The 19,848-nt window shown below is 49.8% G+C and carries 18 protein-coding genes; 17 read left to right on the forward strand and 1 reads right to left on the reverse strand.

Annotation, left to right across the window (positions count from 1 at the left end):
• Positions 1-38: 38 nt before the first annotated feature.
• Positions 39-1,577, reverse strand: a complete 1,539-nt coding sequence (locus HP570_RS23930; protein WP_015892504.1) for a glycosyl hydrolase family 28-related protein — start codon at positions 1,575-1,577, stop codon at positions 39-41.
• A gap of 183 nt (positions 1,578-1,760) precedes the next feature.
• Between HP570_RS23930 and HP570_RS23935 the strand changes: the two genes are divergently transcribed.
• Genes HP570_RS23935 through HP570_RS24015 form a run of 17 tightly spaced genes read left to right on the forward strand, consistent with a single transcriptional unit; the run spans position 1,761 to position 19,780 of the window.
• On the forward strand, positions 1,761-2,744 hold the full coding sequence (locus tag HP570_RS23935) for an NAD-dependent epimerase (RefSeq protein WP_173627399.1): 984 nt from the start codon (positions 1,761-1,763) through the stop codon (positions 2,742-2,744).
• Positions 2,737-4,017 carry a nucleotide sugar dehydrogenase gene (locus tag HP570_RS23940; protein ID WP_254495440.1) on the forward strand — a complete coding sequence of 427 codons (1,281 nt, stop codon included), beginning with the start codon at positions 2,737-2,739 and terminating at the stop codon, positions 4,015-4,017. Before HP570_RS23935 ends, HP570_RS23940 begins: the two co-directional genes overlap by 8 nt.
• 40 nt (positions 4,018-4,057) lie before the next feature.
• The gene (locus HP570_RS23945) at positions 4,058-5,953 is read left to right on the forward strand and encodes a polysaccharide biosynthesis protein (RefSeq protein WP_173627480.1); all 1,896 of its coding nucleotides are present in this window, start codon (positions 4,058-4,060) and stop codon (positions 5,951-5,953) included.
• The gene (locus tag HP570_RS23950; RefSeq protein ID WP_173627401.1) at positions 5,950-7,038 is read left to right on the forward strand and encodes an LCP family glycopolymer transferase; all 1,089 of its coding nucleotides are present in this window, start codon (positions 5,950-5,952) and stop codon (positions 7,036-7,038) included. The genes HP570_RS23945 and HP570_RS23950 overlap by 4 nt, the downstream gene beginning before the upstream one ends.
• Entirely contained in the window at positions 7,031-7,783 is a 753-nt protein-coding gene (locus tag HP570_RS23955; RefSeq protein WP_015892499.1) for a YveK family protein, read from the forward strand. The genes HP570_RS23950 and HP570_RS23955 overlap by 8 nt, the downstream gene beginning before the upstream one ends.
• Positions 7,758-8,453 carry a CpsD/CapB family tyrosine-protein kinase gene (locus HP570_RS23960; RefSeq protein WP_173627402.1) on the forward strand — a complete coding sequence of 232 codons (696 nt, stop codon included), beginning with the start codon at positions 7,758-7,760 and terminating at the stop codon, positions 8,451-8,453. The genes HP570_RS23955 and HP570_RS23960 overlap by 26 nt, the downstream gene beginning before the upstream one ends.
• Positions 8,454-8,476: 23 nt before the next feature.
• Complete coding sequence (locus tag HP570_RS23965; RefSeq protein ID WP_173627403.1) at positions 8,477-9,874, forward strand: flippase; 1,398 nt, start codon at positions 8,477-8,479, stop codon at positions 9,872-9,874.
• A 15-nt stretch (positions 9,875-9,889) separates the two neighbouring features.
• A complete protein-coding gene (locus tag HP570_RS23970; RefSeq protein WP_173627404.1) occupies positions 9,890-10,717 on the forward strand; it encodes a CDP-alcohol phosphatidyltransferase family protein in 828 nt (275 codons plus the stop codon).
• Entirely contained in the window at positions 10,662-11,378 is a 717-nt protein-coding gene (locus HP570_RS23975; RefSeq protein WP_173627405.1) for a phosphocholine cytidylyltransferase family protein, read from the forward strand. The genes HP570_RS23970 and HP570_RS23975 overlap by 56 nt, the downstream gene beginning before the upstream one ends.
• Positions 11,379-12,581 carry an O-antigen ligase family protein gene (locus tag HP570_RS23980; RefSeq protein WP_173627406.1) on the forward strand — a complete coding sequence of 401 codons (1,203 nt, stop codon included), beginning with the start codon at positions 11,379-11,381 and terminating at the stop codon, positions 12,579-12,581.
• Positions 12,541-13,779 (forward strand): glycosyltransferase family 4 protein, encoded by a 1,239-nt coding sequence (locus tag HP570_RS23985; RefSeq protein WP_309139213.1) that lies wholly within the window; start codon positions 12,541-12,543, stop codon positions 13,777-13,779. The genes HP570_RS23980 and HP570_RS23985 overlap by 41 nt, the downstream gene beginning before the upstream one ends.
• Positions 13,746-14,756 (forward strand): polysaccharide deacetylase family protein, encoded by a 1,011-nt coding sequence (locus tag HP570_RS23990; protein WP_173627408.1) that lies wholly within the window; start codon positions 13,746-13,748, stop codon positions 14,754-14,756. The genes HP570_RS23985 and HP570_RS23990 overlap by 34 nt, the downstream gene beginning before the upstream one ends.
• Positions 14,740-15,387: a sugar transferase gene (locus HP570_RS23995; protein ID WP_064201151.1), complete on the forward strand. Its 648-nt coding sequence runs from the start codon at positions 14,740-14,742 to the stop codon at positions 15,385-15,387. Before HP570_RS23990 ends, HP570_RS23995 begins: the two co-directional genes overlap by 17 nt.
• Positions 15,356-16,384 (forward strand): GNAT family N-acetyltransferase, encoded by a 1,029-nt coding sequence (locus tag HP570_RS24000; RefSeq protein WP_142497796.1) that lies wholly within the window; start codon positions 15,356-15,358, stop codon positions 16,382-16,384. Before HP570_RS23995 ends, HP570_RS24000 begins: the two co-directional genes overlap by 32 nt.
• Positions 16,384-17,556, forward strand: coding sequence for a DegT/DnrJ/EryC1/StrS family aminotransferase (locus HP570_RS24005; RefSeq protein ID WP_173627409.1), 1,173 nt, complete (start codon positions 16,384-16,386; stop codon positions 17,554-17,556). Before HP570_RS24000 ends, HP570_RS24005 begins: the two co-directional genes overlap by 1 nt.
• Complete coding sequence (locus HP570_RS24010; RefSeq protein WP_173627410.1) at positions 17,549-18,820, forward strand: type III PLP-dependent enzyme domain-containing protein; 1,272 nt, start codon at positions 17,549-17,551, stop codon at positions 18,818-18,820. The genes HP570_RS24005 and HP570_RS24010 overlap by 8 nt, the downstream gene beginning before the upstream one ends.
• Complete coding sequence (locus HP570_RS24015; RefSeq protein WP_173627411.1) at positions 18,821-19,780, forward strand: ATP-grasp domain-containing protein; 960 nt, start codon at positions 18,821-18,823, stop codon at positions 19,778-19,780.
• Positions 19,781-19,848: the final 68 nt, after the last annotated feature.

Below are 19,848 nucleotides of genomic sequence, written 5' to 3' on the forward strand. Positions count from 1 at the left end.
CCCACGTCGAGGGGCCAGATGGATGTTTTTCATTCCCCTTAGCTTTTGGCCGTTTTGGTCACTAACCAGGTGCAGGCAGTCTTATTTGTCGTAGTCGCAATCCATTCACAGGGTTGATTGTTTACAGGAGTGATCAAGCGCAGAGTATCGCCTTTGATACCGCCGTATTTGACGGAGGCGCTGGGGGCTGTTGCGACATACACAACACGTTCGTTGATGGAAACAATTGGGGTAAAGGAAGAGTTTTCGGATTTGTAGCCGCTTGTGAGGGAAACAGGAACAGGGAGGTTTTTCATGGAGAGGGTTATTTTATCCGAAGACTTGTGATAAAACATTTTTCCAGTAACCTGGCTGAAATCGCCACCATCCACGGTGACTACCAATGGGTACGTTCCGGTGCCGTAGAGCATGATGGCGTGATCGGACCCGGAGTAACGGTTGTTTATGAGGGAGACATTTCCGCAGCGGTTCAACGAAATGTTTTGGGTCAGTCGAGGGTCAAACGAACAGTTTCTGACAGTAACTTGTCTCTCGGCGAGCACTTCCCATGGCTCCAAGCTCAAGGCGTAGCCGCCGATGGAAGTTGCTGTATCATTGGCCTCGAAGCTACAGCCATCAAATACAAGTCCTACATCTGAATAATCCACGGTGAGACCAGTACCAACCGTCTTGGTGCTTCCTTGTGTGGTCGTATGCAATACCCAGCGACAATTGCTGAACGTCATGTTTTTCATAAAGTTCACCCGATTTTTCTGTTCAGGTGCCGTATAAAATACCGAGGAGCTAATACAGCCTGTCATGCCAGTAAGACTGAAGCTAGCGAGCGAAACAAGATGACTACCTTGCACGACCATTGGGGAGGACAAATCTCCTTCCAAGTCGAGCTGTTGACGGCAAGAGATATTGGTCAGGTTTACGAACATGGGTGTAGCTCCGTCGTACCCTTGATTGAGCTCGACCTCAAAACGATCACACGCTACATTCGCTGCATTCAGCCGCTCTAGGCCACCCGTCACGGTAATGTCTGAGCGTGTACGCTTGCGGTTGTCGCTGTAAAAATCGGTAATTTGCACAGTGCGGACATAGCAGTTTTTTTCTCCAGCAAAGTAAAAATGGTCGGCGACTCCATCCGTGCACCATACTTGTTGTAGTGCTACGTAATTGATATAGCTGCTAGGACCGCCACCACGAATGTAGAAATCGGTGCTATGCTCGTAATCGTAAGGGTCGGGTGGCAGCGGGTTTGCTCTCGCATTGGAATCGATCTTCAGGTTGGCGACCACAAAAGAATCAGCATCCCCACCCGCGGACGTAATCGAGAACAGCCAGCGCCAATCTGCGGCAGTTGAATTCGCTTTCCTTTTTATTACGGAAAAAGGACCGATTCCCTGCATCACTAGGCTTTTTCCTGCTCCTAGGATGACCTCCAATCTGTTTGGCTCAATGATATAGGTGCCAGCAGGGAAAAATAATGGAATTTGCAGGTTCAGAGCAGCAGTTAATGCAGTCTGGATTGCTTGGGTATCGTCGGTCACTCCATCCCCCTTTGCTCCGTACGTTTTTACATCAATCCACATAAAAGCATTCCCCTCCAAAAAATGGGTAGACAAGATTGTCTTCTTTTCATTTCATTCAACCATTTCTCAAAAGTTGACAACCATTTAGTAAAAAGGGCATAAAAATGTGTTCCATAAACTTTGGGCAACGACTGGCATATTTGTCCTAGAACCTCCGTATGAATAAGCAAAGAGGTGGATAGTATGTCGATTTTGGTGACAGGTGCAGCTGGATTTATCGGTTTTCATGTAGCACGACGGCTTTTGGAACAAGGACAGACGGTGTGGGGGGTAGATAATTGCAATGAGTATTACGACCCGGTCTTGAAGAGTAACCGACTGGAAATCCTCCAAGCGTATCCATTATTTCGTTTTGTCAAAGGGGATATTGCAGATCAGAGCAAGATGGACGAGTTGTTCCGAGAAATGGAGCCGGAGACTGTCATTCACTTGGCCGCTCAGGCGGGCGTCAGGTACAGTCTGGAAAATCCTCATGCCTATACGACTTCCAATATCACCGGGTTTCTAAACATTTTGGAAGGATGCCGACGGTCGAGGGTCAAGCATTTGCTCTACGCATCCTCAAGCTCCGTCTACGGAGGGAACACAAAGCTACCATTTGCGGAGTACGATCCCGTAGATGAGCCGGTCAGCATGTACGCAGCAACGAAAAAAGCCAATGAGCTGATGGCCTATACCTATAGTCATTTATACGGATTGCCTGCGACGGGACTGCGCTTCTTTACGGTATATGGGCCGTGGGGCCGACCCGATATGGCGCTCTATACGTTTACCAAGGCGATTTTGTCGGGAGAGCCTGTCCGTATCTTCAACTACGGCAACATGACAAGGGACTTTACGTATGTGGACGATATCGTCGAAGGGATGCTGCGACTGATGAATCGAATCCCTCAAAGGGAAGGGGATAAGGCGCCGCATGAGGTTTTCAACATCGGGAATCACCAGCCGATCGATTTACTTACGTTTCTCTCGATCTTGGAAGAGAAGCTGGGGAAAAAGGCTGTTCGCGACTATTTGCCCATCCAGCCGGGGGATGTTCCTGCTACCTATGCATCAGTAGAAGCTCTGTATGAGGCGACAGGCTTTCGCCCAAAAACACCAGTCGATGTGGGGATATCCCGCTTTGTAGACTGGTACGTCAGCTATTATGGTGTCGCTCATGCGTAAAAAAGTGGGAGTAGTAGGTCTTGGATATGTAGGACTGCCTGTCGCGATTGCTTTTGGCCAAGTGCTTCCAGTAGTGGGTTTTGACATTGACGAAAGACGCATACGCAGTCTGGATAGCGGAATGGATGAAACCGGAGAGATGTCTACAGATGAGCTGATGCGAGCCAACATCACGTATACAGATGACCCCGCAAGTCTCGCAACGTGTGATTTTATCATCATAACGGTACCCACACCTGTCGATTCTGCGAAACGGCCCGATATGCGCGCACTCACTCTCGCGTCTGAAAGCGTTGGGCAATATCTGACTTCAGGGACCATCGTTGTCTATGAATCGACCGTGTATCCAGGGGCAACAGAAGAAATTTGTATTCCTGTATTGGAAAAAGCGTCTGGAAAGCTGGCGGGAATTGATTTTTTCGTCGGCTACTCACCTGAACGAATTAATCCAGGGGATCGGGAACGGAGATTGTCTCAGATCGTCAAGGTCGTTTCAGGGCAAGATCGCCAGACGTGTGAAACGATTGCCGAGATGTACGGGTTGATTGTAGAGGCGGGTATTCACAAAGCGCCCTCGATTCAGGTGGCTGAGGCAGCCAAAGTGATTGAGAACACGCAACGCGACATCAACATCGCCTTGATCAATGAGCTCTCGATTATTTTTGACCGCTTGAGCATTTCTACGGCAGATGTGCTCCAAGCCGCTCGGACCAAATGGAATTTCCTTCCGTTCTCTCCAGGACTCGTCGGTGGTCATTGTATTGGCGTCGATCCGTACTATTTGACATACAAGGCGGAGAGTGTTGGTTATCATCCACAGGTCATACTGGCTGGACGACGGATCAATGACGGAATGGGCAAGTTTGTCGCGACCTCACTCGTGAAACAAATGATCTGGCAAAATATTGCGATTCAAGGCTCGCGTATTACGATTATGGGCATCACCTTTAAAGAAAACGTGTCGGACATTCGCAATAGTCGGGTCATCGACATTATTCAGGAACTAAAGGAGTTCGGAGTAGAGGTACAAGTGACAGATGAATTGGCTTGTCCAGAGCGGACGAGAGAGGAATACGGCATTCAATTGCGAGAGTGGGAAGACCTGCAGCCTGCCCACGGAATCGTATTGGCTGTACCTCATGAGCGATATCTGCACCTGGGATGGGAGGAGCTTGCAGGGCTCTTGTATCAGGGGCAAGGTGTTATCGCAGATGTGAAAAGCGTGCTCAATCGCGAAACATGCCCGGCAGAAATTAGCCTGTGGCGTTTATGATGACCATTTTTTGAATAACGATCACCTGGAGCGGATGAATATGAGCTACCGGAAGAGAAGATTCTGGTTAAGCTTATCGGACGCAGGAATTATCAGCTTGGCTGTCTGGTTGGCCTGCCTAGTTCGATTTGATTTTTCTTTCACGGAGATAAGCGACTATCAACCTATGTATTTGATGATTGGCCACGTACTGTTCGTCGTGACAGGCATGCACTTTGCTCAGCTCTACCGACCTGTTTTCCGCTATGTCAGTGTTCGCGAACTGGTCTCGATCATTTTTGCCACGAGCTTTTCTGTTTTGGCACTCTATCTGGTACTAAAAATGACGTATCTGCTTGGTTGGTCCGTCCGATTTCCCACCTCACTCTTTCTCATGACACTAGCCTTTGTTTTGCTCGGGATCACAGGCTCTCGGTTTGTATGGAAGTGGTGGTATGAAGAGCGGGAGAAAAGAACGCAGGATCGCAGGCGCACATTAATTATCGGGGCAGGTAGCGCAGGAGTGCTCGTAGCTAGAGAGATGAAAACCTCGCCTTTGTCGGAGCTGCGTCCAGTGGCTTTTATCGATGATGAGCCCAGTAAACAAAATCTGCGTGTGTACGGCTTGCCCGTTGTAGGGAATCGGGCTGACGTTGCCCGTGTCGTTCAACGACTTTCCATCTCGGACATCGTGATTGCCATGCCATCTGCTTCCAGACAGACGATTAAGGAGATTTTCGATATTTGCAAAACGACGAGAGCAAGCGTCAAAATTTTGCCGCATGTAGCAGATATCATCAGCGGAAAAATCACGATGAACATGATTCGGGATGTAGCGTTGGAGGATTTATTGGGAAGAGAGCCTGTTCAAGTCAATCTGGAAGAGATTACGGGGTACTTGCGGCAGCAAGTCGTACTTGTGACAGGAGCGGGCGGCTCGATTGGGTCTGAGCTTTGCAGACAAATAGCTAGATTTGGCCCAAGGAAACTTCTTCTCTTGGGGAACGAAGAGAACGGTATTTTTGAAATGGGCCTGGAGCTCTCGCGTTTGTTTCCTGAGCAGGAGACAGTCAGCTTGATTGCAGATATTCGTGACAGACAAAGAATTTCTTCGATTATGCATGAATATCGTCCCGCCGTTGTTTTTCATGCGGCAGCCCACAAGCATGTGCCGTTAATGGAGAACAACCCGTGTGAGGCATTAAAAAATAACATTCTGGGTACGAAAAACGTGGCGGAATGCGCGCTGGAAACCAGCGTCTCTCATTTCATCCTGATCTCGACGGACAAGGCAGTGAATCCAACCAGTGTGATGGGAGCCACGAAAAGGATCGCTGAGCTATTGATCCAGGGTTATAACCATTTCGGACTTACCCGGTTTGCGGCTGTTCGCTTTGGAAATGTCCTGGGGAGCAGGGGGAGCGTCGTTCCCGTTTTTCTCAATCAAATACGGGCAGGTGGACCGATTACCATTACGCATCCAGATATGGAGAGATTCTTTATGACCATTCCTGAGGCTGCCCAGCTTGTTATCCAGGCGGGAGCACTCGCTCAGGGAGGGGAAATATTCATTCTCGATATGGGGAAACCGGTCAAGATTGTCGATATGGCCCTCGACCTGATTCGCTTGGCAGGCTTGGAGCCCGGGAAGGATATTCCGATCGTATTCACGGGAATTCGTTCGGGTGAGAAGCTGTACGAAGAAATTTTGACGGCAGAAGAAGGCTTGTCGTCTACTTGCCATAATCGCATCTTCATAGGGAAGCCGCTCGATTTTTCCTGGAATGAGCTCTTGGCAGGGATCGCCCGGTTGGAGCAAATTGCAGACAAGGGAGCGACGATGGAGGATAAACAATCCATCATCGAGATTTTGCAAGGGATCGTGCCAGGCTATCAATCCACTTCTTACGTGAACGAAGAGTCTACGCCAGTCCCTTATCCAGTGGCGATCGGATGAGCGTCAGCAAATGGAAGGAAAAGATCGCCACGATCAAGTGGAAGCGGCTGCTAGCATGGGGAGGATTGATTTGTCTCATCAGCTTGAGTGGTTATGGTGTGTACGTCTATCTGTCGTTAAAAGAAACAGCCAGCAAAATGTACCTCCCTGTCCGCACGCAGAAAACTGTCGAGATACCTGTAGCGACTGAACCAGCATCTGTGAGACAAACGTCGACCATGAATTCCCCAGTAGGAGCTACACCGCTTGCGGCTGAAGTGGAGAACTCCGCTATCTTGCCCAAAGAACCGATCACTCTACTGCTTCTTGGCGTTGATGAACGAGAGAATGACAAGGGGCGCTCAGATGTCATCCTCGTACTTTCCGTCAACCCGAAAACGAAATCTGCGTTGCTCATCAGTATACCGCGTGATACACGAACCGTTATCGCTCACAAAGGTACCCAGGATAAGATCAATCACGCCTATGCATTTGGCGGCGTGCAGCAAGCAGTAGACACCGTCGAGCAGTTTCTCCAATTACCCGTTGATTACGTGGTGACCGCGAATATGGAAGGGTTCGCAGGTGTGATCGATGCGCTGGGCGGAGTGGAGGTCAACAACAAGCTTGCCTTTACTTATGCCGATTACACCTTTCCGGTCGGTCCCATCCAGCTAGACGGGAAGCAAGCCTTGGTCTACGCTCGCATGCGCTATGAAGATCCGAGAGGCGACCTCGGGCGCAACGAAAGACAGCAGGAAATCATCAAGGCATTGCTGGACAAAGGGGTAACCCTTGCATCGCCTACTCGATTGAATGATGTCCTTACGACGATGGGGAAATACGTGAAAACGAACATGACCTTTGATGTGATGAAACAGCTTGCCCTAAGCTACAGTACGGCAGTTACCTCCGTCGAGACGATTCGTTTGGAAGGAAAGGGTCAAATGATCAATGGAATCTACTACTATATCGTCAGCCCGCAAGAGCGCGAGAGGTTGACCGAGAGTCTTTCAACTTTTCAAAAACAAATCGAACCTCCCGTACAACTGCCAAAAGAAGGAAGTGACAGCATAGCGGGGCAAAGGGGGAAGCAGGATGAATGAGGAGCTTAATCTTCGTGAAATACTCCTGATGTTGTTGAAGCGATGGAAGTTGATCCTTTTGATTACCTCTTTATGCACCATCGGAACAGCGCTCGTGAGCTTCTATTTGCTGACACCGATTTATCAGGCGAAGACGGAAATATTAGTGAATCGCTCGCTGGATTCAACCGTAGAGAGCATGCTATCCGTCGCAGAAATTGATTCCAATCTGAAATTGATTGAGACCTATCGCGTCATTATTGAAAGTCCGCGGGTGATGGAGCGCGTGCTCGAAGTGATCGGGGCGGGTTCTACGATGGAGGAGCTGCTGCTTCAAACAAAGGTAGAGCCAGTCAAGGACTCGCAGGTCATTTCCATTACGGTAGAAGACCCGGATCAGGGCAGAGCTGTGCTCATCGCCAATACAATCGCGAAAACCTTTCAGGAAGAAGTCGTCAAAATGCTCAGCATGAACAACGTGCATATTTTGGCGGAAGCCCGAAACAATCCGGCGGCCATTCCAGTGAGTCCAAAGCCGATCCTCAATTCGGTGATCGCTTTTGTCCTCGGGTTGGCAACATCTATGGTCGTCGTCTTCTTACTCGTGCAGATGGATACCCGACTTCAATCGGAAAAAGAAGTGGAGGAGTATTTAGGCTTACCTGTACTGGCAACCATTGCGGTGATTGATAAAAAAACGCGGAAGGCATTTCGCCAGCCCAAGGTGGAGGAAGTGAGGAATGAGTATGAGAAGGCAGAAGCCTGATGATCGTTACCAAAAGCTGATCGCCCATTGGGAGCCGCTGTCTCCGTTGGTAGAGGGCTACCGTACCCTTCGCTTAAACATTCAGTTTTCCATGGGCGACAAGCTGATGCAAACGATTTTAGTCACCAGTCCAGGGGCTTCTGAGGGAAAAACGATCACTGCTGCCAACCTGTCCTTGATGATGGCAAAGGATCACAAGAAAACGGTGCTGCTTGATTTTGACTTGCGCAATCCGCGGGTACATTTCACTTTTGATATGCCCAATCTGTACGGGATCAGTTCTTACTTTTCGGATATGTGCCAGATTCCCGATATCATCCAACCGTCTGGGGTGTCAGAGCTGTCGATCATTACGGCAGGGCCAATTCCGCATAATCCAGCGGAAATGCTCGGGACGCCACGGCTCTTGGAATTGATGGAATATCTGCGCCACAACTATGATTTTGTCATTGTCGACAGCCCGCCATTAATCGTAAGCGACGCAATGGTGCTGGCGAGGGAAATGGACGGCTGTGTCATGGTGGTGGATGCTAGCAAGACGAAGCGGGATTCTGCTGTCAAGGCGGTAGAGCAGTTAAAAGCAGCAGGAGCCAATCTGATCGGTGTTGTTCTGAACAACAAAAAGGTAGGGAAGAGAGAAGGCTACTACGGATATGGGTACAACGCATAGCAGAAAGCGGGGCGTTTGTAGGCATGCATGCCCTCAAATTAGCTTGGCAACGACAATGGGGCCGTCTCAATAAAGATCGCGATGTTCACGAAGTGATTCGCGGCTCGGCCTTCACGTTTTTGTTTCGGCTCCTTGGCTTCGTACTGCTCTATCTCTTGCAGTTCTACATTGCCAGAGAGTATGGAGCCGAGAGCTTGGGCATCTATTCGCTGACGCTCACCCTGATGAACATCGGAATGGTGCTGGCCGTTTTGGGGACGGATACAGCCATCATCCGCTTTCTCTCGGAGTTTCGTGCGAAAGGCTCGCTTTATCAGATTTCTGAAGTATTCAACAAAGTAGTGCTGTGGGCGACGTTGATTTCGATTGTGCTTGGGGTACTTTTGTATGTGTTCTCAGAGCAGATGTCTGCCTACGTGTTTGCAGGGGAGCTGCCAGCAGAGGCACTGCGAGTCGTCGCGTGGATGCTTCCGTTTGTGTCGCTCGCAAGGCTGTATGCATCTGCATTTCGGGCGCTACATCGGGTTGTCATCTCGATCACTGTCGATATTGTCGGTATGCGTTTTCTGCACTTGGCGTTTCTCTTTATCGCCATTCCTTTTTTCCAACCCAGTACGATGCTCTTGATTCAACTGCTCGCAGCTGCTGTTTTCTTGAATGCTGTCTATGGGATGGGGCAGTGGTATGCGACAAGCCGAGGATTCCGTAACAGTGTACAGCCGACTGCGGGAGAGCCTGGTGTTGGGTTGAGGGAAATTATTGCAGTCGCACTCCCGATGTATCTGAGTGCGTCGATGGAATTGATCATGACGTGGACAGATATGATCATGCTGGGTATTTTTACGGATGCCAAAACTGTTGGAGTATACAGTGTGGTCATTCGTCTGGCAATGGTGACGGGCTTTGCGCTGATTTCCATCAATACGATCCTCTCTCCCAAGTTTTCTGAGCTGTACGCACGTAATGATATGGACGGTTTGAAAAAGATGATTGCGTTTGCCAATCGACTCATTTTCTTCACCTCTGCTCCTCTCAATCTGCTGGTGGCGATATTCGCCGTTCCGTTGCTCACTTTCTTTGGCGAAGAGTTTGCGAGCGAGAGTCTCGTCCTTGTGATTTTGTGCATGGGGCAGTTTGTCAATTTTTGCACAGGCAGTGTTATCCCTTTATTGACAATGACCGGGCATCAAAAAACGGCCCGCAATATTCTTGTTTGTTCAGCTGCACTAAACATAATCGGAAACGCTTGTCTCATTCCGCTGTATGGAATTATCGGGGCGGCCATTGCAACTTCAATCAGCCTGATCTGTCGAGATCTTTGTGCTTCGTATTGGGCATCCAAATATTTTGGCTTTCGCACATGGTACATCCCGTTTTTGTCCGAAAAATATTCCGTCTCGCTCCAGGAGACGAGGTCATGAAGAAGGTGGCTTACCGTGAAGGATGAGCTGTATCCGTCTATGTTTTGGGATAGTGAAGAGACACGTCAGTGCCGTGTGAAGGTGCAGAAGCCGTGGAGCAGGGAAGAATTTTGGTCGTACTACTTCATTCGTCGCATCTCCATCTATGTGAGCTTATTGCTGACCCGAAAAACACAAATATCACCCAACGCGATTACAATGGGAGGGATTGTCGCCGGACTCCTTAGCGCTGCGGCATTTATGTACGGAACGGCGGCATCCTTTCTGCTCGGCTGCTTCTTCTGTCAGTTGTGCTACTTGGCGGATTGCGTCGACGGGGAAGTAGCCCGCATGCGTAATCAGAAGAGCAAGGGAGGAGAATGGCTGGACATCGGGCTCAACTATGCACTCTACCTAGTGTCATTCGGTGTGATTTACGGAATCACGGATCATCACGCGATGTTGGATCCGTGGCTACTCTATTTGATTTTGCTCTCGATTTTTGCCGAGATTTTGGCGACCAATGGTTCCGATCTCGTCTTTAGCCAAGGGAAAATCTCTCACGAAACAGTCTCTATGAGAAAGCGCAGCAAATGGATCGATGCTTTTGTCTTCCTTTTTCTTACCCAAACGGGCTATCAGTTGGGCGTGTTCGTTACCGCGTTTCTGTGGGCAATCAGCGGGCAGATGCTATTTTTGCTCCTATGGACCTTCTACCACCTGTTCGTCGGACTGGCCAGATCGATGTACAAGCTGAAGCTGAACATCAAATACGTCATGCCATCTCTGAAAGAAGGAGGGGAGTCGGATGAAGGCACTGCTCATGGCGGCAGGTCTCGGGTCACGAATCAACGAGCAAATTGACGGTATTCCCAAGTGTACAGTGGATATCGGGAACCAAACGCTCATTGAAAATACGATAACGGAGCTAAGGCGCAACGGAATTGAAGAGATCGCGATGGTGGTGGGCTATCAAGCCAACGTGATTATCAAACTTCTCAGAGATGAACCTATTCGTTTTTACCACAATCCTTTTTATGATCGGACGAATAGTATCGTGTCCCTCTGGTTCGCCCGCGATTTTTTGCAAGGGAGCGATTGCTTGCTGTTGAACGCCGACGTTTACTTTGAATCAAAGGTGCTGGAAGTCGTGTTGCAAGAGACCACATGTCCCGTCATGTTTGCTGATCCAGTCCGTCGCTATGAGGGAGATTATAAATTTGGTTATGAAAACGGACTGCTGCTTCGCCACGGAAAGGGACTCTCTCTGGAAGAGACAACTGGCGAATACGTTGGAATTGCCAAGCTTCAAGAGAGCTTTCTGCCGATATTTTTGCGTCGATTACAAAGGTTGATTCAGGAGAAGCAGTATGATTTATGGTGGGAAAATGTCCTCTATTCTTTTTTGGGCGAAAAGAATGTGTATGTCGCACAAATACCACCGGGATTGTTTTGGGCAGAGGTTGATACGTGGGAGGATTATCGGCGAATCCTGGAATTCACTAACCATCTGGCACACAGGTAAATGATGATCAAGGAAAAGCTCTCCCCGGACAAGATCCTTCTTTTGCTATATGTGGTGCTTAAGCCCTTCTACTTCTTCCCAAGTGGCAATCCGCAAATCGCCGATTTTCTTATGCTGATTTTGATCGCCTACAGCTTCTTGTTTCGCCTGGGGCGGGTCAATCGCAGACTCGGATTGTTTCTCTTCCTTACCCTTCTGTTTTTGTACGACATCATGATGGTGAATGGCATATGGGCGATTGCACTGGGCGGGGAAATGGATGTATTCAGCTCGACCAAGTGGTACATGTACAACGGAGCCGTGATGTTTGCCCTGATTATTTTGTTCAGGCGCAACCCGCAAGAGTACGTCAAATGGATCTTCCTGGCTACATCCACTTCCTTGCTCGTTCAGGCATTCTTTCTCGTGTCAGGTTTGTCACCGGATAGCGGAGAGTTCAGGCAATCGTTGTTCTTTAACAATCCGAACCAGCTCGGCTATTTTGGGCTCTTGTGCATGGGAATATGCCTGCTGTGTGCTCGCTTCGTGTCTGTAAAGACTATTCCTCTCTTTATTTCGATAGGCACGGCGTTTAGCATCATTGCAGCGTCCCTGTCGAAAGCAGCGATCATTAGTGCCGTAGGGATGTACCTCGTTTTTTTGCTCCTCTCCATCAAAGAACGAACGGGCTTGTTTTGGATAAATCTGCTTTGCGTGCTCGTCTCGTCCTTCACTGTCTTCTTCATCTATTTGTACACCAACGAAAACGTGCTGAGCGACGCATCTATTTACACCCAAATCGAAGAACGAATGGTAACACTCGGCGAAGATTCGGATGATAATTTGGCAGCGCGGGGCTATGACCGGATTGCCAACCATCCGCAGTACATTTTGTTCGGAGCAGGGGAAGGGATGTACGAGCGATTTAACAGCAGCATTTCGTTGGAGCTGCATTCTACCTTAGCCAATCTGTTCTTTTCCTACGGCGTAATAGGCACGGTGTTGTTTATTCTCATGATTTATGGGGCGGTCCGTGGGCATCGATTGGTTGCTTGGTATCCGCTTGTCTTCCAAGTTTTGTACGGACTCACGCATAACGGAATCCGCGAAACGTTTTTCTGGATCATGCTCGCGCTGTATTTCGTGACAGCCGAAATCAATACGCGTCAGATCAAAAATGGCGGTGATCTGCTTGAAAAAAATCTTGCAAGTATGCGCAATTGACCGCTCTGTAGAAAGCTTGCTGTTTCCTCTGATTGAAAAGCTGATGGATGAAGGATACGAGGTGCATACCGCGTGTTCGGATACAGGACGCTTTGATGTGCTAACAGCAAAGGGATTGACGCTTCGAAGTATCCCGATTAAGCGAAAGATCGACCCGATTTCCAATTTGGGCACAATTGGAGCCTTGTATCGGCTGATGAAACGGGAGAAATATGATGTCGTGCATGTCCATACGCCAATTGCCGCTGTTCTCGGGCGCGTGGCAGCAAGGCTGGCAGGAGTGCCGCATGTCATTTACACAGCGCATGGCTACTTCTTTCATGAGGGAATGAGCAAAAGTACGTATCAGATGTACTACACGCTGGAAAAATGGTTTGCACGGCATATGACCGACTATCTTTTGCTTCAGAGTCGAGAGGATTACGAATTGAGCGTGCAGGAAGGCTTCTCCTCCCAGACGGAGCGGATTCTGCACATTGGCAATGGTGTTGATCTCACAGAACGCTTTCACCCACGACACGTTACGAGAGAAAAGGTCCAGTCTATCAAGTCCTCACTGGGGCTGCAGGATGATCATGTGGTGATTACCTATGTGGGACGTATGGTCTCGGAAAAAGGGATTTTTGAGCTGTTGGAAGCCTTTCGCAAGCTGGCGGGCGAATTTCCGCGTCTGCGCCTCTTGTTGGTGGGGGACGTATCTTCCAGTGAACGCGATCAGCGGGGGCAAAACTTCGTGGAGCTTTGCCGACAGCATCCGCAAATCATTTTGGCTGGGTTCCGCACAGACATCCCGGAGCTGATGGCCACCAGTGATATTTTTGTTCTTCCCTCTCATCGCGAAGGGCTGCCTCGATCCATCATTGAGGCGATGGCGATGGCGAAACCGATCGTCGCCACGAATATCCGTGGATGTCGGGAAGAAGTCAGGGACGGTGTGAACGGATTTTTAGTAGAACCAAAACAAGTAAGTCCCTTGTATGCAGCCTTAAAAAAGCTCGTAGTGGATTCGAGACTCAGAGAAGCATTCGGACAGAATAGCCGCAGCATCGCGCTTGAGCACTTCGATGAGCGGACAGTCCTTGCGAAGCAGGCGGCGTTATTTGCCCAACTGACTGGTCAGCTGCGAGAAGAAAGAGAGCAGGAGAAAGGAGGCAGCGGAGAAGATTGGACAAGACGGGAGCATTCGTCATTTCCCTAGACTTTGAACTTTACTGGGGCGTCCGAGACAAGAGAACCATTCCATCCTATGAGCAAAATTTGTTAGGCGTTCGTCGAGTGATCCCCGCACTTTTGGAGCTGTTTGCCAAGTATGAAATGCACGTCACCTGGGCTACTGTCGGTTTTTTGTTTTGCGAGTCGCGCAAGGAGTTGGCAAGTGTCGTCCCACGGCATCTCCCGGCGTATTCCGATGAAAAGCTGTCACCCTACCCCTATATGGAGACAGATGCGATAGGAGGGCATGAGCAAGTCGACCCGTATCATTTTGCTCCTTCCTTAATCAAGCTGATATCCTCTTACCCGCATCAATTCATCGGAAGCCACACCCTTTCCCACTACTATTGTCTAGAGCCGGGACAGACTCCCGAAGCTTTTGCTGCTGACCTTGATTCTTTTCATAGATTAACTCGCAAAAAAGGATACGCCCCATCCAGCATTGTTTTTCCGCGAAATCAGGTGCAGTCCGCTTATTTATCTTTGTGCAAGAAAAAGGGATTCTGTTCCTATCGTGGCAACGAGCAGTCTTGGATGTACCACACAAGAGGGGCTGCCGAAGAGACATTGTTCAAAAGAGCCATGCGGCTGATGGATGCGTATGTGAATCTCTCCGGCCATAACAACTATGTTTCATTGCAGCGTAGTCCAGATGGAATGATCGATGTTCCATCCAGCCGGTTTTTGCGCCCTTATCATCCTCGACTACAGAGGTTGGAAAAATGGCGCATGAAAAGAATCAAATGCGACCTGACTCACACGGCAGAGCACAATCGTTTGTACCATCTATGGTGGCATCCGGAGAACTTCGGGAACCACATGGAAGAGAATCTCTCCTTTTTGGAGGAAATACTCCAGCATTATTCCATGCTACGCGAGAGGTACGGCATGCAGAGCCTCAGTATGGAGGAAGCGGCAGCGAAATGGATTCATCAGGAGGTGCGACATGAAGTCCTTGTTTGATCGTTGCGTATCCTTCCTGATGCTCGTCATACTGTCCCCGCTGATCTTGCTGGTGAGTCTGCTCATCCGCTGGAAGCTGGGGTCTCCGGTTTTGTTTGTACAAGAGCGACCAGGTTTGCACGGAAAATCGTTTTTCATTTACAAATTTCGCACGATGACCAATGAGCGTGATGAGAGTGGAGTGCTTCTCTCTGATGAGCAGAGATTAGGTTCATTCGGAACGCTTTTGCGCAAGTATAGCTTGGATGAACTGCCGCAATTATGGAATGTGCTCCGTGGTGAAATGAGTCTCGTAGGGCCGAGACCGCTGCTGATGGAGTACCTGCCGCTGTACACGCCGCGGCAGTTGAAGCGACACGATGTAAAGCCGGGGATTACAGGCTGGGCGCAGGTCAATGGGAGAAATGCAATTGACTGGGAGCAAAAGTTCGAGCTGGACGTCTGGTATGTAGAAAATAGCAGCTTTTTTCTGGATATGCGGATTATCGGTCTGACGATCAAGCGTGTTTTTCAATCGACAGGCATAAATCAGCAGGGCAGCGTCACGGTAGAAGACTTCAGAGGGAGTGAAAACACAGAGCGCGCTGGGAGGGGAGCATGTGAGCCTGATCGTACTGTCGGAACAGGATGATTGGACCGAATATTTGCAACGATTTTTAAAGTTAGACGTGTCCTACACGAAAGAATTTGTGCAGCTATACGCCAAAATGGAGCAGGGCACGCCAGAAGCTGTTTTTTTCAAGAGTGGGGAGAACGAGGTTTTCTATCCATATTTGGTCAGACGTCTGGATGGGTGGATTCCCGGCTATGCTGATTTGGTTTCGATTGGATACGGAGGGCCATTTGTCGTGGGAGGACAGACGGCTGCCCGATTGTTCCAGGAGCAATTCCACGTCTACTGTCGGTACAAAAACTATCTGACAGAAACGGTTCGCTTTCATCCATTGCTGGGGAATGCGGAGCTGTTCGCGGATCAAATGCAACTGGATCTGGTGAGGATGGTAACGGCGGTCGATTTACGCCCCACCCTTGCCTTCATCCGCGCCCACTATACACAAAACGTAGGAAGAAATATGAGGAAGGCCGCGGCAAATGACGTCCGGGTTACATTGGGCGGAACCGATCGGTTGCATTCTTTTATCCAACTGCATCGGGAGACGATGGACCGTAACCATGCCGCGGCGCACTACTACTATGCTCCTGAGTTTTTTGGGGGACTCATGAAAAAAACAGCGCTGTGCAAGCCGCGGCTTCTGCTCGCCATGCATGAGGATCGCCCGGTGGCGGGAGTGCTTTTGCTCAGTGGAAAACAATTCGCCCATTATCAGCTAGGGGCATCCCATACGGAAGACATGGCGCTTGGGGTCAACCACCTCCTCTTCGACGCCATGATCCAGCAGGCAAAGCAGGATGGAGCACAGCTACTTCTCCTTGGAGGAGGAAATCTGGATGGAGATGGCTTGTTCCGTTTCAAGTCCTCGTTTGCAAACGGAAATCATTTTCCTTACTGGATGGGCAAAAAAGTTCACGATGAGGAAGTGTATCTGGCTTTGTGCCAAAAACTACAGGTCGATCAGGCTGGCGAGCAAGATTTTTTTCCTGCCTATCGCAATGGGGGGACGTCGTAATGATTGCGAAGCAGCGGATTTTTTTATCACCGCCACACATGGGGGAGGATGAGCGGGAGTTGGTGGCAGACGCCTTTGCCTCCAATTGGATTGCACCATTGGGGGAACACGTCGATGCCTTTGAGCGAGAGATTGCCCAGTATGTGGGCGTAAAAGCTGCGCTAGCTGTGTCCTCAGGTACGTCTGCTATCCATCTCGGGCTTCGGCTAGCAGACGTCGCTCCGGGTGACACGGTGTTTTGCTCCAGTCTCACCTTCGTCGCCAGTGCCAATCCGATTTTGTACCAGGGAGCGACTCCTGTATTCATTGATTCCGAGGCAGGGTCTTGGAATATGTCTCCGCTGGCATTAGAGCGTGCCCTGCGGGAAGCGGCAGCAGCGGACAAGTTGCCCAAGGCGGTCGTCATCGTCAATTTATACGGACAGAGTGCCGATATGGGACCGTTGATGGCGCTTTGTGAGCAGTATGGGGTTCGCGTGGTGGAAGATGCAGCCGAATCGTTAGGGGCTGTATACAAAGGGAGAATGAGCGGCGCCTTTGGTCATGTTGGGACCTTTTCATTTAATGGCAATAAAATCATGACGACTTCAGGTGGGGGAATGCTCGTCTCCGATGATGTTGAGGCAATCGAAAAGGCGCGCTTCTGGTCGACGCAGGCGAAGGAGCCAGCCAAGCATTACCAGCATGAAGAGATGGGCTACAATTATCGGTTGAGCAACGTACTAGCTGCGATTGGCCGGGGGCAACTGCGTGTTTTGGAGGAGCGAATCGAGGAAAGGCGAGGGATTTTCAAGCGCTATGAACAAGCTCTCGGACAATTGCCTGGTATTTCGTTCATGCCCGAGCCGGCGACAGGGCGAGCCACACGATGGCTGACGGTGATGACACTGAATCCAGCGGATACAACCCTCTCAGCTGCACAACTGATCGATGAACTGGGCAAAGAAAATATCGAAGCCCGTCCCGTGTGGAAGCCGATGCATCTTCAACCGTTGTTCGCACAGTGCCAATACTATCCACACCAACCTGATGAGAGTATATCAGATCGGCTATTTGCCCAAGGTGTTTGCTTGCCGTCTGGTTCCAGCTTAACCGCCGAACAGCAGGAGCGAGTCATCGGTGTGATCACGAGCAGCCTCCTAAATCAGGAACAGGGGGTGCGCCATGTATAGTTATGAGCAGCTAGAAAAATGGCGTAGTCTTTGCTCGTCTTCGTTTTACGTATTGGACACAGAGAAGCTCTCTGACAACTATCGTCGTTTCCAACGAGCGTTTACTCGGCGCTATGAGCATGTAGTCGTCGCGTATTCGTATAAGACGAATTACTTGCCGTTTTTATGCCAAAAGCTGCATCAGTTAGGGGCGCATGCGGAAGTCGTCTCTCGATTGGAGTACGAATTGGCACGGAAGCTCGGCGTCGATCCTTCCTCCATCATATTTAACGGCCCGCTCAAAACGGAAGACGACATTCACTTTGCCTTAGAGCAGGGGAGTCTGATCAATCTGGATTCTTTTTCGGAAATCCCGTGGGTGGTGGCCTACGCCATGCAGTATCCTGAGCAGACATTTCGGATTGGGCTGCGGATCAATGTGGATTTGGCCAGGGGTGGAGTGAGTCCTCTGCAAAATGGGTACGAGGTCAGCCGATTTGGTTTTTGCGTCGAAAACGGTAATTTGGAAAAAGCCCTGAGTCAGTTGGCTGTCGCCCCGAATGTGCATGTAGTCGGATTGCATGGACATTTTTCCACCAATCGCAGTGTCGGTGTTTATCGCCAAATTACGCGCCATCTATGCCGTTTGGGGAAACAGCATTTGGGAGAGCGGCTTGCTTTTATTGATATTGGAGGCGGATTTTTTGGCGAGCTCCCGACCTCATTCGGGATGACGGCTGCTCCAACCTTTGAGGAGTACGCCGAAGCGATTACATCAGTTGTGAAGGAGGAGCTGGCAGAGCTGGATCATGCGCCATTACTGATTCTCGAGCCGGGGATTTCCCTTGTGGCAGATGCCGTTGATTTTGTTTGCCGAGTCATCGATGTAAAAGAAAACAGAGGCGAGCGATTTGTTCTCGTGGATGGAAGCATTCACAATGTCAAGCCGACGATGCATTCTCACCTCTTGCCAGCCCGACTTGTGTGCAACCGCAAGCCAGTTCCTGAAGCGCCCTATCATGTTGTCGGGTATACGTGCATGGAAAAAGATTATTTGCTTCAAGGCTACACGGGGCCTCTGCCTGATATCGGGGATTATTTTGTCTTCGGGCACGTGGGAGCTTATACGCTCGTCTTTAATCCACCATTTATTCGGGAGAGACCGCCTGTTCTTGCCATCGATGGAAATGAAACGTTCATGGTTAGGGGAAAAGAGACTCTTCAACAATTCATTCCCGAATCGGTTTATCGTTTTCACGTTGACAAGCAGGAGGTAGTGAACTGAATGAACGTACTTGTGACCAGTGTAGGCAGACGAGTTAAGCTGCTCCACTATTTTGTACGCGAATGGGGGGACACTGGCAAAATCATAGCAGTGGACTGCGATCCGACGGCCCCGGCCTTGTACGCTGCCCATCATCACGAGCAGGTGCCGCGTATCGATGATCCTGGTTATCTCGATGCCCTGCTGCACATTTGCCAACGATACGAGATCAAGGCAATCCTCTCTGTAATAGACCCTGAGCTGACGTTGTTGGCAGCGCATGCTGATCGTTTCTACATGCAGGGCATCGAGGTGATCGTGTCCAGCCGGGATGTAATCCAGATGTGCTTGGATAAGAGGGCAACGTATGATTTTTTGTCCGCGCATCAGATTCCCGCCATTCCCACCTTTACCAAAATGGACGAGGTACAAGCAGCGCTTTTTGCAGGGCAGATTACGTATCCATTGATCGTCAAGCCGCGGTATGGAAGTGCCAGTTTGGGCATCACACGTGTGGAGAATGACCAAGAATGGTCCGTGCTCATGGAAACAATGGAGGATGTCGTCATTCAACCGTTCCTACAGGCAGAGGAGTACGGAGTGGATGGCTATGTGGATCTGATCTCGGGAGAGCTGGTGACACTTTTCACCCGCAAAAAGCTGCGAATGCGGGCAGGGGAGACGGATCGCTCACTCGCGGTAAAAGATCCGTGTCTGCTATCACTTGCGAAGGAACTCATCCGTGTCCTAGAGCCGCGTGGGCCCATTGACATCGATTGTTTTTTGGTCGGAAATCAGTACGTTGTGTCGGAGATCAATCCCCGTTTTGGCGGCGGGTATCCGCATGCTCACGAAAGCGGAGTGAACATCGTTCGTGCGCTTCTCCAAAACATGAAGGGTCTGGTGAATGTGCCAAAAGTGGGGGAGTACAAGGAAGGAAGCATCCTGATGAAATACGATGAGGTCATGCTGTTGGAGTGAACGCAAAAATATATTTCAGGAGCAGGGCATGGGCAGGAAGCAAAACAAGACATAGACTGCGTACCTGC

The organism is Brevibacillus sp. RS1.1 (assembly GCF_013284365.1).
Classification (GTDB): domain Bacteria; phylum Bacillota; class Bacilli; order Brevibacillales; family Brevibacillaceae; genus Brevibacillus; species Brevibacillus brevis_D.

Coding starts and splice junctions, on each gene's coding strand:
- HP570_RS23935 (WP_173627399.1), top strand. CDS start 1,761: ATGTCGATTTTGGTGACAGGTGCAGCTGGATTTATCGGTTTTCATGTA.
- HP570_RS23930 (WP_015892504.1), bottom strand. CDS start 1,577: ATGTGGATTGATGTAAAAACGTACGGAGCAAAGGGGGATGGAGTGACC.
- HP570_RS23965 (WP_173627403.1), top strand. CDS start 8,477: ATGCATGCCCTCAAATTAGCTTGGCAACGACAATGGGGCCGTCTCAAT.
- HP570_RS23980 (WP_173627406.1), top strand. CDS start 11,379: ATGATGATCAAGGAAAAGCTCTCCCCGGACAAGATCCTTCTTTTGCTA.
- HP570_RS23975 (WP_173627405.1), top strand. CDS start 10,662: ATGAAGGCACTGCTCATGGCGGCAGGTCTCGGGTCACGAATCAACGAG.
- HP570_RS23995 (WP_064201151.1), top strand. CDS start 14,740: ATGAAGTCCTTGTTTGATCGTTGCGTATCCTTCCTGATGCTCGTCATA.
- HP570_RS23955 (WP_015892499.1), top strand. CDS start 7,031: ATGAATGAGGAGCTTAATCTTCGTGAAATACTCCTGATGTTGTTGAAG.
- HP570_RS23960 (WP_173627402.1), top strand. CDS start 7,758: ATGAGTATGAGAAGGCAGAAGCCTGATGATCGTTACCAAAAGCTGATC.
- HP570_RS23945 (WP_173627480.1), top strand. CDS start 4,058: ATGAGCTACCGGAAGAGAAGATTCTGGTTAAGCTTATCGGACGCAGGA.
- HP570_RS23950 (WP_173627401.1), top strand. CDS start 5,950: ATGAGCGTCAGCAAATGGAAGGAAAAGATCGCCACGATCAAGTGGAAG.
- HP570_RS24005 (WP_173627409.1), top strand. CDS start 16,384: ATGATTGCGAAGCAGCGGATTTTTTTATCACCGCCACACATGGGGGAG.
- HP570_RS24015 (WP_173627411.1), top strand. CDS start 18,821: ATGAACGTACTTGTGACCAGTGTAGGCAGACGAGTTAAGCTGCTCCAC.
- HP570_RS24010 (WP_173627410.1), top strand. CDS start 17,549: ATGTATAGTTATGAGCAGCTAGAAAAATGGCGTAGTCTTTGCTCGTCT.
- HP570_RS23940 (WP_254495440.1), top strand. CDS start 2,737: ATGCGTAAAAAAGTGGGAGTAGTAGGTCTTGGATATGTAGGACTGCCT.